This window comes from Pseudonocardia phyllosphaerae, assembly GCF_046546475.1.
GTDB classification, from domain to species: domain Bacteria; phylum Actinomycetota; class Actinomycetes; order Mycobacteriales; family Pseudonocardiaceae; genus Pseudonocardia; species Pseudonocardia phyllosphaerae.
Genome location: NZ_JBKGXS010000010.1, coordinates 87,137 through 103,182, shown reverse-complemented (window position 1 = coordinate 103,182; position 16,046 = coordinate 87,137). Strand labels below are relative to the sequence as shown.

Annotated in this window: 10 protein-coding genes; all 10 read right to left on the bottom strand. The window is 74.2% G+C overall.

The genetic code is table 11. From position 1 onward, the window contains the following. Positions 1 to 110: 110 nt before the first annotated feature. Positions 111 to 941: a CPBP family intramembrane glutamic endopeptidase gene (locus ACLE50_RS19365; RefSeq protein ID WP_410944999.1), complete on the bottom strand. Its 831-nt coding sequence runs from the start codon at positions 939 to 941 to the stop codon at positions 111 to 113. Between the two features lie 112 nt (positions 942 to 1,053). Continuing rightward, positions 1,054 to 1,938, bottom strand: a complete 885-nt coding sequence (locus tag ACLE50_RS19360) for a formate/nitrite transporter family protein (RefSeq protein ID WP_410944998.1) — start codon at positions 1,936 to 1,938, stop codon at positions 1,054 to 1,056. A 167-nt stretch (positions 1,939 to 2,105) separates the two neighbouring features. Then, positions 2,106 to 3,218 carry an amidohydrolase family protein gene (locus tag ACLE50_RS19355; RefSeq protein WP_410944997.1) on the bottom strand — a complete coding sequence of 371 codons (1,113 nt, stop codon included), beginning with the start codon at positions 3,216 to 3,218 and terminating at the stop codon, positions 2,106 to 2,108. 20 nt (positions 3,219 to 3,238) lie between these two features. After that, the gene (gene ffh, locus ACLE50_RS19350) at positions 3,239 to 4,822 is read right to left on the bottom strand and encodes a signal recognition particle protein (protein WP_410944996.1); all 1,584 of its coding nucleotides are present in this window, start codon (positions 4,820 to 4,822) and stop codon (positions 3,239 to 3,241) included. 10 nt (positions 4,823 to 4,832) lie between these two features. Then, positions 4,833 to 5,444, bottom strand: coding sequence for an AAA family ATPase (locus ACLE50_RS19345; RefSeq protein WP_410944995.1), 612 nt, complete (start codon positions 5,442 to 5,444; stop codon positions 4,833 to 4,835). A 56-nt stretch (positions 5,445 to 5,500) separates the two neighbouring features. Further along, complete coding sequence (locus ACLE50_RS19340) at positions 5,501 to 7,930, bottom strand: [protein-PII] uridylyltransferase (protein WP_410944994.1); 2,430 nt, start codon at positions 7,928 to 7,930, stop codon at positions 5,501 to 5,503. Between the two features lie 158 nt (positions 7,931 to 8,088). Further along, positions 8,089 to 8,427 carry a P-II family nitrogen regulator gene (locus tag ACLE50_RS19335; RefSeq protein WP_410944993.1) on the bottom strand — a complete coding sequence of 113 codons (339 nt, stop codon included), beginning with the start codon at positions 8,425 to 8,427 and terminating at the stop codon, positions 8,089 to 8,091. Between the two features lie 3 nt (positions 8,428 to 8,430). Beyond that, positions 8,431 to 9,762 carry an ammonium transporter gene (locus ACLE50_RS19330; RefSeq protein ID WP_410944992.1) on the bottom strand — a complete coding sequence of 444 codons (1,332 nt, stop codon included), beginning with the start codon at positions 9,760 to 9,762 and terminating at the stop codon, positions 8,431 to 8,433. Positions 9,763 to 10,077: 315 nt separating this feature from the next. Continuing rightward, positions 10,078 to 11,475, bottom strand: coding sequence for a signal recognition particle-docking protein FtsY (gene ftsY, locus ACLE50_RS19325; RefSeq protein ID WP_410945092.1), 1,398 nt, complete (start codon positions 11,473 to 11,475; stop codon positions 10,078 to 10,080). A gap of 915 nt (positions 11,476 to 12,390) precedes the next feature. Then, entirely contained in the window at positions 12,391 to 16,008 is a 3,618-nt protein-coding gene (gene smc / locus ACLE50_RS19320) for a chromosome segregation protein SMC (protein ID WP_410944991.1), read from the bottom strand. Positions 16,009 to 16,046 lie beyond the last annotated feature (38 nt).

The following is a 16,046-nucleotide window of genomic DNA, read 5'->3' as shown; positions in this document are numbered from 1 at the left end:
CGATGAGTCAGCCGGCCTCGCGTGGGGTACGGGCTCGCTCACTCGAAGGTCATCGGCCGTGGCTGGATAGAGGGCCGGCCACGGACCCGACGCACCATTCTGCCAGACGCCTATCCGACGTGCGGCACGACCCCGACCAGCATCAGCGCCAGCGCCAGCCCCGGCAGGAAGTTGTTCACCGCGTGCGCCACCATCCCGGCCACGATCCGGCCGGTGAGCAACCGCGCCACCCCCAGCGGCAGGGCCACCACGAACAGCAGCGGCGCGCGGACCGGCTCCAGGTGGGCCAGCGCGAACACCGCCGTCGTGATCAGGAAGACCAGCCAGCGCCGGTGCACCCGGTACGCGACGGCGTTCCACAGCAGCCCGCGGTAGACGATCTCCTCGCAGACCGGTGCGACGAGCACGACACCGGCCATGACCAGCAGCGCGACCGGCCAGGTCGTGCGGATGCCCTCGAACGCGACGGCCACCGCGGTGCCGACGTCCGGGCCGACGAGCTGCAGATAGCCCAGCGCGGCCAGCGCGGTGAGCGGCAGCCCGGCCACCCCGATCAGCAGCCCGACGCCGACGTCCTCCCAGCGGAACTGCAGGCCCAGGTCGAGCCGCGGGCCGCTGCCCAGCACCCGGGTCCAGACGAGCGCGGTCGCCGCGGCGAGCACCGTCGGCACGACGAGCGCGAGCAGCACCTCCCCCGCGGTGTCGACCTCCATGGCGAGGCCGAGCAGCAGCGAGGCCCCCAGGAACACCACCTCGACGACGACGAACGCCAGGATCCCGAGGAACGGCCGCGGCGGGCCGGGCGAGCGCTCGATGCCGAACAGCGTGCGCTCGTCCCCGGCCGCGGGAGCGGGGACGGGGGCGGCGGGCCACGCGGCGGCCGGCCCGCCCGGGCCGGGTGGCGGCGCGGGAGGGCCCGGTGGCGGCCCGGTGCTGCTCATGTCCCACAGATACCGGACGACCGCACCCGCCGCCCACTCGTGGCGCCCCCGGACAGCACGACGCCCCGCCGGGATTCCGGCGGGGCATCGGGCGAATACGACAGGGCGGGCGTCAGGCCTGAGCGCCCTCGCGGGTCTCGCGGTGTCCGCGGAGACCCTCGTTGTCCGGGACCGCCGAGTCGGGGATCGAGTCGCCCCGCTCGTCACGGGCGATGGTCACGTAGGCGGCACCGACGAGGACGGCGCCACCGACCAGGTTGCCGAGGCCGACCCACAGCATGTTGGCGGCGTAGCCACCGACGGTGACGCCGGGCGAGCCGGAGAACAGGCCCAGGCCGAGGATCGTCATGTTGGCCACGACGTGGTCGAAGCCGGTGGTGACGAAGGCCAGCAGCGCCCAGAACAGCACGATCAGCTTGGCCGAGTCCGACCGCGTGCGGGCGGCCATCCAGACACCGAGGCAGACCAGGAAGTTACAGAGGATGCCGCGGAAGAACATCGCCTCGATGCTCTCGTTGGCCTTGGCCTTGGCGACCGAGTTCAGCAGCTCCAGCATCGCCGGCGGCTTGCCCGGCTCGGCGACGACGGTGAGCACACCGGAGGCCTCGACCAGCAGCGAGAAGATCAGGCCGCCGATGAGGTTGCCGAAGAAGGACAGCACGACCAGCGCGACGGCCGAGCCGATGCCGATCTTGCGCGTGCGGTCGAAGAGGCCGAAGACGACGGTCATCGTGTTGCCGGTGTAGAGCTCGGCGCCCGCGAAGACCACCAGGGTCAGGGCGATGCCGAAGACCGCACCCTCGACGAGCTTGGTGGCGCCGCTGTGGTCGGCGTTGAGCGGGCCCGCGGCGGCGAGCATGAGGACGACGGCGACGCCGACGTAGGCGCCCGCGAGGGCGGTGCTGACGGCGTAGGCCGCCGGGGACCGCATCGAACGGGCCTTCTTCGCGGCCACACCGGCCTGTTCGGTGACGGCTTCACTGATGGGGATCGGCATGGGACGACCTCTCGGGAACAGGTACTAGCTCGACGTCCGGGACGACGGTGCTTAGCGTAACGAACGAATTTCCGGCCCCGGACAGTACTCCGCGCCGAAAAGTTCCGTCATTCCGCTGTGATCATCGTTTCAGATCGCAACCGGTGGGCACGGTAACTCACCTCCGATCAGCCCGCGACCCGGACACCCCGCAGCAGGACCATCGACGGGCGGCGCAGGACCCCCAGGTCGGTACGCGGGTCGGTGTCGTAGACGACCAGGTCGGCCGGGGTTCCCGGCGCCGGACCGGCCGGTCGGCCGAGCCACGAGCGGGCACCCCAGGTGGCCGCGCCGATCGGGTCCGGATGCCCGGCGCGGGCGAGCTCGGCGACCTCGTCGGCGATCCGGCCGTGCCGGATCCCGCCACCGGCGTCGGTGCCGGCGTAGACCGGTACGCCTGCCTCGACCGCCCGGCCGACGACCTCCCAGGCGTGCGCGTACAGGTCGCGCATGTGCCCGGCGTAGCGGGGGTACTTCGTCGCGGAGTCCGCGATCGACGGGAACGTCTCGACGTTGATCAGGGTCGGGACCAGCGCGGTGCCGCGGGCGGCCATCTCGCCGATCAGGTCGTCGTCGAGGCCGGTGCCGTGCTCGATGCAGTCGATGCCGGCGCCGATCAGGCCGGGCAGCGCCGCGGTGCCGAACACGTGCGCGGTGACCCGCGCGCCCTCCTCGTGCGCGGCGGCGATCGCCTCGGCCAGCACGTCGTCGGGCCAGAGCGGGGCGAGGTCGGCGTCGTCGGTGCCCAGGCTGCGGTCGATCCAGTCCCCCACCAGCTTCACCCAGCCGTCACCACGACGGGCCTGGGTGCGGACCTCGTCGACGAGCAGCCGCGGGTCGTCGAGCTCGGCGGCCAGGCCGGGGATGTAGCGCTTGGGGCGGGCGACGTGCCGGCCCGCGCGGATGATCTCCGGGAGGTCGTCGTGGGACTGCAGCGGCGAGGTGTCGACCGGGGCACCGCAGTCGCGCAGCAGCAGCGCACCGGCGTCGCGGTCGGTGCGGGCCTGGGCCGCGCACTCGTCGAGGTCCTCGATCGGGCCCTTCGGCCCCAGGCCGACGTGGCAGTGCGCGTCGACCAGGCCGGGCAGGATCCAGCCCGAGGTCACCAGGTCCTCGGCGCCGGGAAGCGGCTCCGGGCTGATCCGCCCGGAGCCGTCGACGTACAGGTCGGCGCCGGTGGCACCCTCGGGACCGAGCAGCGTGCCCCGCAGCCGCCACCCCGCGGCAGGAACGTCCGACATGCGCCCGACCCTATGTCCGGCTACTTCTTCTTGCCGAAGTCCAGCTTCGAGGGGTCGAACCCGGGCGGCAGCTGGTCCATCCCGCCGCCGAGGCCGGGCGGGAGCTGCTGCAGCGACGGCGGCAGGTGCGACAGATCGGGCCCGCCCTGCCCCTGAGCCGCCCGGTTGGCCGGGTTGCCGCTACGGCGGTTCTTCTTGGCCTGCTTGGCCTTGCGCGGGTTCTTCGGCACCTTCTTGGTGGCCTTGCGCCCGCCGCCGGGCCCACCCATGCCGAACTGGCCCGCCATCTGCTTCATCATCTTGCGCATCTCGAAGAAGCGGTCGACGAGGTCGTTGACGTCGCCGACGGTGACGCCGGAGCCGTTGGCGATGCGCTGCCGCCGGGACGCGTTGATGATCTTCGGGTCGTCCCGCTCGGCGCGGGTCATGCCCCGGATGATGGCCTGCAGCTTGTCGATCTGCTTCTCGTCGACCTGCTCGAGCGCGGCCTTCATCTGCCCGGAGTTGGCACCCGGGAGCATGTTCAGGATGTTGCCGATCGGCCCCATCTTGCGCAGCTGCAGCATCTGCTGGAGGAAGTCGTCCAGCGTGAGCTCGCCGGAGCTCATCTTCTGCGCGGCGGCCTGGGACTGCTCGGCGTCGAAGACCTGCTCGGCCTGCTCGATCAGGGTGAGCAGATCGCCCATCCCGAGGATGCGCGAGGACATCCGGTCGGGGTGGAAGACGTCGAAGTCGGTGAGCTTCTCGCCGTTGGAGGCGAACAGGATCGGCTCGCCGGTCACCTCGCGCACCGACAGCGCGGCACCACCGCGGGCGTCGCCGTCGAGCTTGGTGAGCACGACACCGGTGAACCCGACGCCGTCCCGGAAGGCCTCGGCGGTGGCGACCGCGTCCTGGCCGATCATCGCGTCGACGACGAACAGGACCTCGTCCGGCTGCACCGCGGCCCGGATGTCGGAGGCCTGGCGCATCAGCTCCTCGTCGACACCCAGGCGGCCCGCGGTGTCGACGACGACGACGTCGTGGTGCTTCTCGCGGGCGTAGGCCACACCGTCGCGGGCGACGGCGACCGGGTCGCCGGGACCCTCGGGCAGCTCACCGGAGCCGGTGGCGCCCGGGTGCGGGGCGTAGGTCGCGACGTCGGCGCGCTGCCCGACGATCTGCAGCTGGTTGACCGCGTTCGGCCGCTGCAGGTCGCAGGCCACGAGCAGCGGCGTGTGCCCCTGCGCGCGCAGCCAGCGGCCCAGCTTGCCGGCCAGGGTCGTCTTACCGGAGCCCTGCAGACCGGCCAGCATGATGACCGTCGGCGGCTCCTTGGCCAGGTTCAGCCGCCGGGTCTCGCCGCCGAGGATCGCCACGAGCTCCTCGTTGACGATCTTGACGACCTGCTGGGCCGGGTTCAGCGCACCGGAGACCTCCGCGCCCTTGGCGCGTTCCTTGATGCGCGAGATGAAGCCACGGACCACCGGCAGGGCGACGTCCGCCTCCAGCAGCGCGATCCGGATCTCGCGCGCGGTGGCGTCGATGTCGGCGTCGGAGAGCCGGCCCTTGCCACGGAGACCCTGCAGCGTGGTACCGAGCCGCTCGGAGAGGGAGTCGAACACCCTTACCAGCCTACTTGCCCAGCACCAGCCCGCCGCGAGCGCCGACCCGGTCGGTCACCCGGACCGCGTCCCAGCCCCGTTCGCCCTGCGCACGCAGGCCGGCGGCCAGCCGCTCGGCGCGCCGTACGTGCCGGGCGAACGGCCGCTCCCGCACGACCCGGCCACGCCGCCGCTGGCCGTCCCGGGCCTGGTCGGGCGGCACGTCGAGCCACAGCAGCACCGCCCGGCGGCGCCCGAGCCGGGCCAGCAGCCGCAGCGCCGCACGCACCGAGGGCCGGGTCGCGGGCAGGTGCACGACGACGGTCTCGGTGCGTCCCAGGCACTCCGTCAGCACGGTGGCGCGGTGGGCGAGATGCACCAGCCAGCGGTAGGCCGGATACGGCGTCCGGGCCGGCAGCAGCCGCGCGACCGCGGCCCGGGCGGTCCCGGAGTCGAGCACGACGGTGCCCGCCGGGGCGTCCAGCGCGGCGAGCAGCGTCGACTTCCCCGCTCCGGGCAGGCCGCCGACCAGCAGCAGCGACCGGCCCGGCAGCGCGAGCCGGAGCCGGTCGTCACCCGGGGCGCGCGGGGCCGGGAACGGCGCGACGACATCGGGCTGTGACGCGGGCCGCACGGTGGTCATGCCCGGAGGAACGGGGGGAAGATCCGGATCGTTCCCCGGCGACCGGTTCGCCGGGCTCAGGTGGCGGCGGGCTCCCGGGACGCGACGGCCAGCACGCCCTTCTCGATGTCGCGGCGCGCGGCGGCGTCGGGCACCCCGGCCACGCCGAACGAGTCGACGACCGACACACCCAGGGTCTCCACCCGCGCCCACCGCAGGTCCACCCCGGCCCGCTCCAGCGCCGCGGTGACGTGGTGGAGCAGCCCGATCCGGTCCCGGCCGCGCAGCTCCAGCACGACGGCGCCGGTGGCCTCGTCGTCGAACCAGAGGACACGGGGCGGGGCGGTCCGCTCCACCTGCGGGGTCGACGGCGCGTAGTCGCGCTCCTTGCGCGCCAACGCCTCGGTGAGGTCCAGGGACCCGTTCAGCACCCGGATCAGGTCCGACCGGACCAGCGCGGGATCGGGCAGCCCGCCGAACCGCGGGGTGACTCCGAAGGTCTCGACGGCCACGGCGCCTGCTGCCTCACCGGAGCCGGAGCCCGGCTCGACGGTGATCTCCGCGGTGTGCACCTGCAGCGAGTGCAGCGCCAGCACCCCGGCCACGGCCGATACGGCGCCGCGGCGGTCGGGCAGCGCGACCGAGACGGTCGCGACGTCGTCGCCGGTGGCGAAGCGGACCTGCGGGTTCCCGTCGGCGCGCACCGCGCGCACCATCTCCGCCGACGACGGGTCGGCGGGCCCCGGCTCGACGAACGGCCGCCCGTCGAGCTCGCTGAGCAGCCGCCCGGTCAGGCTCTGCACCAGCGTGCGCCGCCACGGGCTCCACACCCCCGGCCCGGTGCCGATGGAGTCGGCCTCGGCGAGCGCGTCGAGCAGCTCGACCAGCACCGCGACGTCGCGGTCGGGGTCCGGCGAGTCCGGCAGCGCCTCGCGCAGGGTGTCCAGGACGCGGCGCGTGGTGGCGGGGTCGTCGACGTCGCGGCGGGTCGCGGTGTGCGGGAACAGCAGATGGTGGCGGACCATCGCCGCGAGCAGGTCGACGTCGGAGGGCCGCAGCCCGAACCGGACACCGATCTGGCGGACCAGCGACTCCCCCACCACCGAGTGATCGCCGTCGCGGCCCTTGCCGATGTCGTGCAGCAGCGCCCCGATCAGCAGCAGGTCCGGCCGGGAGACGCGGGTGGTGAGCTGCGCGGCCTGCGCACACACCTCGACCAGGTGCCGGTCCACGGTCCAGACGTGGCTGCGGTCGCGCGGGGGCAGGTCACGGACCGCGCCCCACTCGGGGAACAGCCTGCCCCACAGGCCCATCCGGTCCAGCGACTCGATCACCGGGACGGTGGCCGCCCCGGTGCCGAGCAGGGCGAGCAGCTCGGCCAGCGCCGCCCGCGGCCACGGCGCCCGCAGCTCGGGCGCGGTGTCGGCCAGCCGCGTCAGAGTGCCCGCGGAGATCGGCAGCCCGGTGCGCGCGGCGGTGGCCGCGACCCGCAGGACCAGCGCCGGGTCCTTGGCCGCGGACGCGTCGCGGGCCAGCCCGACCTCGCCTGCGTGCTCGACGACGCCGGAGTCCAGCGGGCGGCGGACCGGGGCGCGACGCAGGCTCGCGAGCCCGCGGCGGGGCAGCGCAGCACGGGCCTGGCGCAGGCCGACCTCGGCGGCGAACGCGACGGCGCGGGCCGCCCCGGACAACGCGCGGGCCAGCTCGAACCGGTCCCGGATCTCCGGGGAGGCGAGTGCGGCGGCGACCTCGTCGGCGTCCTGGGCACGGAGCACGTCGCGGGCGCGGCCGGCGAGGCGGTGCAGCTCGGTGCGGACGTCGAGCAGCAGGGCACGCGCGGCGGCGACCTCGGGCGACGGGCGGTCGATCAGCTGGGCGGTGGCGAGCGCGTCGAGCAGCTGGATGTCGCGGAGCCCGCCGTGGCCGTTCTTCAGGTCGGGCTCGATGCGGTGCGCGACGTCGCCGTTGCGCTCCCAGCGCTGCTCGGTGGTGTCGGCGATCTCGTCGAAGCGGCTGCGCATCCCGGCCCGCCAGGCCTGCCGGACGGCGTCGCGGACCTTCGTCGACAGCGTCCGGTCACCGGCGATGTGCCGGATCTCCAGCAGCCCGAGCGCGGCGCGCAGGTCGGTGGTGGCGACCTGGACGGCCTGGCCGGGGGTGCGTACGGAGTGGTCGAGCCCGATCCCGGCGTCCCACAGCGGGTACCAGAGCTGCTCGGCGATCGTGTCGACGCCGCTGCGGCCGTCGTGCAGCAGGACCAGGTCCAGGTCGGAGTACGGGCAGAGCTCACGACGCCCGAGCGCCCCGACCGCGACGAGCGCGACGCCGCTGTCGTCGCCGCCCATTCCCAGTGCGGCACAGCGCGAGGAGAGCCAGAAGTCGTGCAGGTCGACCAGCGCCGCCCGCAGCGCCTCCGGTCCGTGGTGGTGCCGGGATCCGCCGGCCTCCAGGAGTTTCGACCTGGCCTTCACCAGGTCCGCCGCCTCGCCCGACCCGAGGACCGTCATGCCCCGCCCTTCCACTCACGTCCGTTTGCTCCCGGATGCCCGATCGGGCCCCGGACGGCCGCCGGGCCCGCCACACCTGTGCGTCGAGGTGTGACGGGCCCGGCCGTTGCTGTGCCGCTGCGCGGCGGTCCCGGCGCGTAACCGGGACCGTGGGATACCTAGATGGCGTCGTTCCCGCGCTCACCGGTCCGCACGCGGACCACGGTGTCGACGGAGGTGACCCAGACCTTCCCGTCACCGATCTTGCCGGTGCGGGCGGCCTCGACGACGGCGTCGACGACCTTGTCCTGCAGCGCGTCGTCGACGACGACCTCGACGCGGACCTTGGGCACGAAGTCCACCGAGTACTCCGCACCGCGGTAGACCTCGGTGTGGCCCTTCTGGCGGCCGTAGCCCTGGACCTCGCTGATCGTCAGTCCGAGGACACCGATCTGCTCGAGGGCTCCCTTGACGTCCTCGAGGACGAAGGGCTTGACGATGGCGGTCACGAGCTTCATGAGTCAGGCCTCCTTGCCGACGCCGGCTGCGGTCGGGGCCGTGGCCGGCGGCTTCGAGGACGAGCTCAGGCCCGATCCGCCGCGCAGCCCGGAGAACTCGTAGCCGGTCTCCGCGTGCTCGGCCTCGTCGATCCCGTTCTGCTCCTGCTCCGGGTCGAGGCGCAGGCCGATGGTGAACTTCAGCGCCAGGGCGATGATCGCGGTGAGGACACCGCAGTAGACGATCACTGCGAGCGCGGCGACGGCCTGCAGGCCCAGCTGGCCGAACCCGCCGCCGTAGAACAGGCCCGCGGTCTCGTCGGGCGCCACGTCGGTGGCGAACAGGCCGACCGCGAGGGTGCCCCAGAGGCCACCGACGAAGTGGACGCCGACGACGTCGAAGGAGTCGTCGTAGCCCAGCTTGTACTTCAGGCCGACCGCCCAGGCGCAGAGCGCACCGGCGACGACACCGACGGCGAGCGCACCCAGCGGGGAGACCGAGGAACAGGCCGGGGTGATCGCGACCAGGCCCGCGACGATGCCGGAGGCGGCACCGAGGCTGGTGGCCTTGCCGTAGCGGATCTTCTCGACGACCAGCCAGCCCAGGATCGCCGCGGAGGTGGCGGCGAGGGTGTTGACGAAGGCGTAGGCGGCGTTCCAGCCGGCCGAGGTGGCGGAGCCGGCGTTGAAGCCGAACCAGCCGAACCACAGCAGCGCGGCACCGAGCATGACCATCGTCAGGTTGTGCGGGCGCATCGCCTCACGCGGCCACCCGCGGCGCTTACCGAGGATGATGCACAGCACCAGGCCGGCGAGACCGGCGTTGATGTGGACCGCGGTACCACCGGCGAAGTCCAGTGCCTCCAGCTTGGAGGCGATCCAGCCGTTCTCCAGGTCGAAGACCCAGTGCGCGACCGGGAAGTAGACGAGGACCGACCAGAGGACCGAGAACGCGAGCCACGCACCGAACTTCATGCGGTCGGCGACCGAACCGGCGATCAGCGCGACCGTCAGGATCGCGAACATCGCCTGGAAGGCGACGAACGACAGCTGCGGGTAGGTCTCCCCCGCCTCGTCGTTGGCGAGGATGTCGCTGAGCCCGAAGTGCTCGATCGGGTTGCCCAGCAGGCCCACCCCACCGAGGTCGGTGCCGAAGGACATCGAGTAGCCGAACAGGATCCACAGGACCCCGACGACTCCGAGCGCGCTGAAGCACATCATGTACATGTTCAGCACGCTCTTGGTCCGTGCCTGGCCGCCGTAGAACAGCGCCACGCCGGGCGTCATGAGCATGACGAGCGCGGCGCTCGTCAGGATCCAGGCGGTATCACCGCTGTTGAGGCCTTGTGCAGGCACGCTTCCTCCTACGTCTGTCGGCGTTCCGACTGGGTAGGAAGGATGCTGAGCGCGTGTTTCACGCGGGGCGCCCATCCGTTTCTCGAGCGTTAACAGGGTCGCCGCACGAATGACGCTTGAGTTACGCGACCGGACGCGGACGGCGAATCCGCGCCCGGAAGGTCCGATTCGTGACGTCCGCCACGGGACCAAGGACCCTGGCACACGGGCTGTGACGCAACGAGGGCGGGACCGACAGCAGCGGGCCGGACCGACGGTACGTCGGCCCGGCCCGTGATGCGGTCCCGTAACGGGGTCGGACGACCCCGCCTGCGCTCAGTCCAGCAGGGCGTCCACGAACGCCTTCGGCTCGAACGGTGCGAGGTCGTCCGGGCCCTCGCCGAGCCCGACGAGCTTCACCGGCACGCCCAGCTCGCGCTGCACGCGGAACACGATGCCGCCCTTGGCGGTGCCGTCGAGCTTGGTCAGCACGATGCCGGTCACCTCGACGACCTCGCCGAACACCCGGGCCTGGGTGAGGCCGTTCTGCCCGGTGGTGGCGTCGAGGACGAGCAGGACCTCGTCGACCTTCGCCTGCTTCTCGACGACGCGCTTGACCTTGCCGAGCTCGTCCATCAGGCCGGTCTTGGTGTGCAGCCGGCCCGCGGTGTCGAGCAGGACGGCGTCGACGCCGTCGTCGGTGCCGGTCTTGACCGCGTCGAACGCGACCGAGGCCGGGTCCGCACCCTCCGGCCCGCGGACGACGCCGGCGCCGGAGCGCTCGCCCCAGGTCACCAGCTGCTCGGCGGCGGCGGCACGGAAGGTGTCGGCCGCGCCGAGGGTGACCGACAGCCCGCTGCCGACGAGCACCCGGGCGAGCTTGCCGGTGGTGGTGGTCTTGCCGGTGCCGTTGACGCCGACGACCAGCACGACCGCGGGGCGGCCGTCGTCGTGGCGCAGGGCGTGCACCGAGCGGTCCTGCGGCGTCTCCAGGGTCTCGGTGAGGACGTCGTGCAGGATCTGCCGGACGTCCGCGGCGGTGCGGGCACCGCGCGCGGCGAGCTGCTCGCGCAGCTTGTCGGTGATCTCCAGCGTCGTCTCCGGGCCGAGGTCGGCCTGCAGCAGCGTCGCCTCGACGTCCTCCCACGACTCGTCGTCGAGGTCACCGGCGCCGAGCAGGCCGAGCAGGCTCTGTCCGAGCCCGGAGCGGGACCGGGACAGCCGCCCGCGGAGCCGGTTGAGCCGGCCGTCGGCGGGGGCGATCTCTTCGGTGGGAGCACCGGGTGCGACGGGCGCCGTGGCCGAGTCGCGCAGCCGGCCCTCGCGTCCGGCCTGCTGCTCCGTCTGCTGCTCGGTCGGCTGTTCGGCCGGTTCCTGCTCGGTCGGGACGGTCGCAGGTTCCTGGGCCGGGATCGCCTCGGTCCGGGGCTCGCGGGTACCCGCCGCTCCCCCGGCGAGCGCCGCCGCGCCGGCGGCACCGGTTCCCGCGGCGGCGGTGCCCGCCGTGCCGGAGGCCGGGAGCTGCTGGGTCGCCGAGCCGTCGGCGGTACCGGATGCCGCGGTGCCGCCGTCGCGGCGCAGCTGCTGGGTCGCCGGGTCCTTGCTGGCCTCGGCGGTGTCGATCACCCGGCCGTCCTGCGGCGTGCCCAGCACCGACCCGGAGCGCTGCTCGGTCGGGACGGTCGGGCTGCTCGGACGGTCGGCGCGGACCGGCGGCGCGGTCGAGACCGGGATGCCGCCGGGCGGGGTGCGGGCCTCGGTGGCACCGCCGACGACGGTCGTGCCGCCGGGCGGGGTGCGGACGTCGTCCGCGGTCGGGCTCGTGTCCTGCTCGGCAGGGGTTCCGCCCTGCCCGGTGGAGGTTCCCCGCTCGGTCGGGGTGGTCGTGCCGCCCTCGGTCGGCGCGGTGGTGCCGCTCTCCGTGGGAGCGGTGGTGCCGCTCTCCGTGGGAGCGGTGGTGCCGCCCTCCGTGGGAGCGGTGGTGCCGCCCTCCGTGGGAGCGGTGGTGACTCCGTCGACCGGGGTCGCGACAGTGGCGGCCTCGCCGCTCGCGTCGCCCGTGCCCGGCTGCTGCTCGCCGGCCCGGTCCCCGGTCCTGTCTCCGGCGCGGCCCGCGGCCACACCGGCGGCGCCGGCGGCGGCACCGGCCGCGGCCGTGCCCGCGACGGCGGCGCCCTTCCCCGCGCCCTTCTTCCCGGTCCCGGACGTGTCGGTCCCGGACGTGCGGGGCCCGGCCTCGTCGGTCCTGCCGGTCCCGGTGCCGCGGGTCGCGGTGTCCCCGCCCGCGTCCTTGCCCCCGTCCTTCGGGCCGGGAGCGGTCTCCTTCGGCCGCTCGGGGGCGGTCGCGGTCCCCGAGGAGAACGCGAAGCCTCCCCCGGCCTGGTACGTGCCGCCCTTGGGCGGTTCCTTCTTGCTCTCGTCGAGCTCGCGCTGCTCGTCGCGCTCGTCGCGCAGGCTGATCCGCCGCTTCCGGGCGATCACCAGCCCGGCCACCAGGGCGATCAGCAGCACCGCCACGACGATCGCGACGACGATCCACAGGGTCTGCGTGCTCACCCGGCCACCCTGCCACGCTCCGGGCCCCGGCCGCCGAGCGGCACGCGAGCACCCCGCGTGGACACCACCGGACGGCCCAGTGGGCCGGCCCCCTCAGGACGCGGGGCGCAGCCGCTGCGAGATGACCTGGGTGATGCCGTCCCCGCGCATGGAGACGCCGTAGAGGGCGTCGGCGACCTCCATCGTCGGCTTCTGGTGGGTGATGACGATGAGCTGGCTGGTCGAGCGCAGTTCCTCCATCAGGCTGATCAGCCGGCGCAGGTTGACGTCGTCGAGGGCGGCCTCGATCTCGTCGAGCACGTAGAACGGCGACGGCCGCGCCCGGAAGATCGCCACCAGCAGCGCCATCGCGGTCAGCGACCGCTCCCCGCCGGACAGCAGCGACAGCCGCTTCACCTTCTTGCCCGGCGGGCGGGCCTCGACCTCGATGCCGGTGGTGAGCATGTCGTCGGGGTCGGTGAGCACGAGCCGGCCGTCGCCGCCGGGGAACAGCGTCGCGAACACGGTCTCGAACTCGCGTGCCACGTCGTGGTAGGCGGTCGTGAAGGTCTCGAGGATCTTGTCGTCGACCTCGCGGACGACGGTCAGCAGATCGCGGCGGGTGTTCTTGAGGTCCTCGAGCTGGGTGGACAGGAACGTGTAGCGCTCCTCCAGCGCCGCGAACTCCTCCAGCGCCAGCGGGTTGACCTTGCCCAGCAGCGACAGATCCTTCTCCGCCCGCTTCTGCCTGCGCTCCTGCGACGCCCGGTCGTAGGGCACCGCGGGCGGGGCGGAGACCTGCTCGCCGCGTTCCCTGGCCGCCTCGTACTCGGCGGTGTCGGCCTCCGACGGCGGCACCGGCACGTCCGGGCCGTACTCGGCGATCAGGTCGTCGGGACCCATGCCGTGGTCGGCGAGGACCTTCTCGGTGAGCTGCTCGAGGCGCATCCGGGTCTGCTGGCGGACCATCTCGTCGCGGTGGACGGCGTCGGTGAGCTTCTCCAGCAGCGCGGTCAGCTTGGTGACGGTGTCGCGGGCTTCGGCGTGCCCGCGCTCGCGCTCGGCGCGGGCGGCTTGCACCTCGTCGCGCTCGGCGGCCGCGGCGGCGAGCGAGACCTCGATCCGCTCGGACGCCGTCGTCCCGGCCTCGACGACCAGGCGGGCGATCTGCTCGCCGCGCTCGCGTTCGGCGGCGGCCGCGGCGGCGCGGGAGCGGGCGAGCCGCTCGCCGTGGGCCTGGCGGCGCAGGGTCTCGGCGCGCCCGGCGATGGCGCGGGCCCGCTCCTCGGCGGTGCGCAGCGCCAGCCGGCACTCCACCTCCTCGGAGCGGACGGCCTCGACCTGCTCGGCGGCCTCGTCGCGCAGCTCGGTGTCCGGCTCGTCGTCGGCCGGGGCGTCCTCGGCGAGCGACAGCTGGTGCTCGGCGGCCTCCAGCTCCAGCAACGACTGCGACCGCCGGGTCTCGACGGCGTCGCGCCGGTCCCGCAGCCGCTGCGCCTCGGCCTGCGCGGACGCGACGACCTGTTCCAGGCGTCCCAGCTGCGCGGCCGCCGCGGCCTGGCGCTTCTCCGCCTCCGACGCGGCGGTGCGGGCGGCCTTCAGGTCCTCCGCGCGGGAGGTCTCCTCGGCGCGGGCGCCCTCCAGGGTCGGGCGCAGGTTCTCCAGCTCGGTGTCGACACCCGCGCGCTCGGCGAGGGCGTCGTCGACGGCGGCCTGCAGCTGCAGCGCGCCCTCCCCCGCGCCGGCGCCACCGCGGGCGGCGTGCGCGGTGAGCAGATCCCCGTCGGTGGTGACCGCGGTCAGCTCAGGGCGCTGCGCGAGGGCCTGCGCGGCGGCGTCCAGGTCGTCGACGACGACCACGTGCTCCAGCAGCGCGGCCAGCGCGGCGCCCAGCGCGGGCGGCGCCGTGACGTGCGCGGCCGCCCAGCTCCCGGCCGGGGGTGTGCCCACAGGGGCCGGGACCGGTTGCGGCGCATCGTCGTCCGCGTCTCCCCCGGCGCTGCCGACGAGCAGCGCCGCGCGCCCGGAGTCGCCCTCCCGCAGCGCCCGGAGTGCCCCGGCGGCGTCGGGCACCGAGGACACGGCGACGCCCTCGGCGACCTCGCCGAGCGCGGCGGCCACCGCGGCGCGGGCCTCCGGCGCGACGACGACGAGCTCGGCGACCGCACCCAGCACGCCCGCGCGCGGCCCGTCGCTTCCCTTCGCCTCGCCGAGCAGCACGCCGGTGCCGTCCTTGCGGACCAGGCCGACCTGCAGCGCGTCGACCCGGGCCCGCCAGTGCGCGCGGCGCTGCTCGGCGTCCCGCTCGGCCCTCGCCAGCTCCGCGACACGGTCCTGCGCGGCCCGGTGCGCGGCCTCGGCCTGCTCGACGCGGCTCGCGAGGTCCGCGGGGTCGCTGTCGCCGGAGAGCCCGACGCCCTCGCGGGCGGACTCCAGCTCGGCCTCGGCTGCTTCGGTCCGCGCGGACGCCTCGTCCATCGCCTCGGACAGCCGGTCGATCTCCTCGGCGGTCGCGGCGACGCCGGAGCGCAGCGCGTCGGCCTTGCCGGCCAGGGTGGCGAGCCCGGCCCGGCGGTCGGCGATCGCGCGGACGGCGGCCATGTGCTCGCGTTCGGCGGCGGCCAGGGTGCGTTCGCGCTCGGCCTTCTCGGTGACGACCTCGTCGAGCCGGCGGCGGGCCTCGGCGACCCCGGCGACCAGCTCGTCCTCCTGCTCGGCGACGGCCTCGGCCTCCGCCTCGGTCTCGTCGGGGTCGCGGCCCGGCGTCCGTTCAGCGGCCGCGGTGGAGGCCAGGTGGCGGACGCGTTCCTCGGCGAGCCGGACGGTGCCGCGCAACCGCTCGGCCAGCGCGGAGAGCTGGTACCAGGTGTCCTGGGCGGCCTGCAGCCGCGGCGCGTCCTCGGCGAGCGCGCTCTCCAGCTCCTGCTGGCGCTCCCGGGCGACGGTGAGCTGCTCCTCCACCTCCGCGCGACGGCGACGGGCCTGCTCCTGGGAGGCCTCCTCCCGGGCGATCTCCTCCTGCAGGGTCACGACGTCGTCGGCGGCCAGGCGCAGCCGGGCGTCGCGCAGCTCGGACTGCACCGACTGGGCCTTGCGGGCGATCTCGGCCTGCCGGCCCAGCGGCTTGAGCTGCCGGCGCAGCTCCGAGGTCAGGTCGGTGAGCCGAGTCAGGTTGGCCTGCATCCCGTCGAGCTTCCGCAGCGCCTTCTCCTTGCGCTTGCGGTGCTTGAGGACCCCGGCCGCCTCCTCGATGTAGGAGCGGCGGTCCTCGGGCTTGGACTGCAGCACCCCGTCGAGCTGCCCCTGCCCGACGATCACGTGCATCTCCCGGCCGATGCCGGAGTCCGACAGCAGCTCCTGGACGTCGAGCAGCCGGGCGCGGGAGCCGTTGATCTCGTACTCGCCGGCGCCGTCACGGAACATCCGCCGGGTCACCGAGACCTCGGAGTAGTCGATCGGCAGCGCGCCGTCGGAATTGTCGATGGTCAGCGTGACCTCGGCACGCCCGAGCGCCGCGCGCCCGGACGTGCCGGCGAAGATCACATCTTCCATCTTCCCGCCGCGCAGGGCCTTGGCGCCCTGCTCGCCGAGCACCCAGCTGATCGCGTCGACGACGTTGGACTTGCCGGAGCCGTTCGGCCCCACGACGCAGGTGATCCCCGGCTCCAGGCGCAGCGTGGTGGCCGAGGCGAAGGACTTGAAGCCCTTCATCGTCAGCGACTTGAGGTGCACGGGCGGGATCTCCAGCGGGGCCGTCGGAAGCGGTCAGG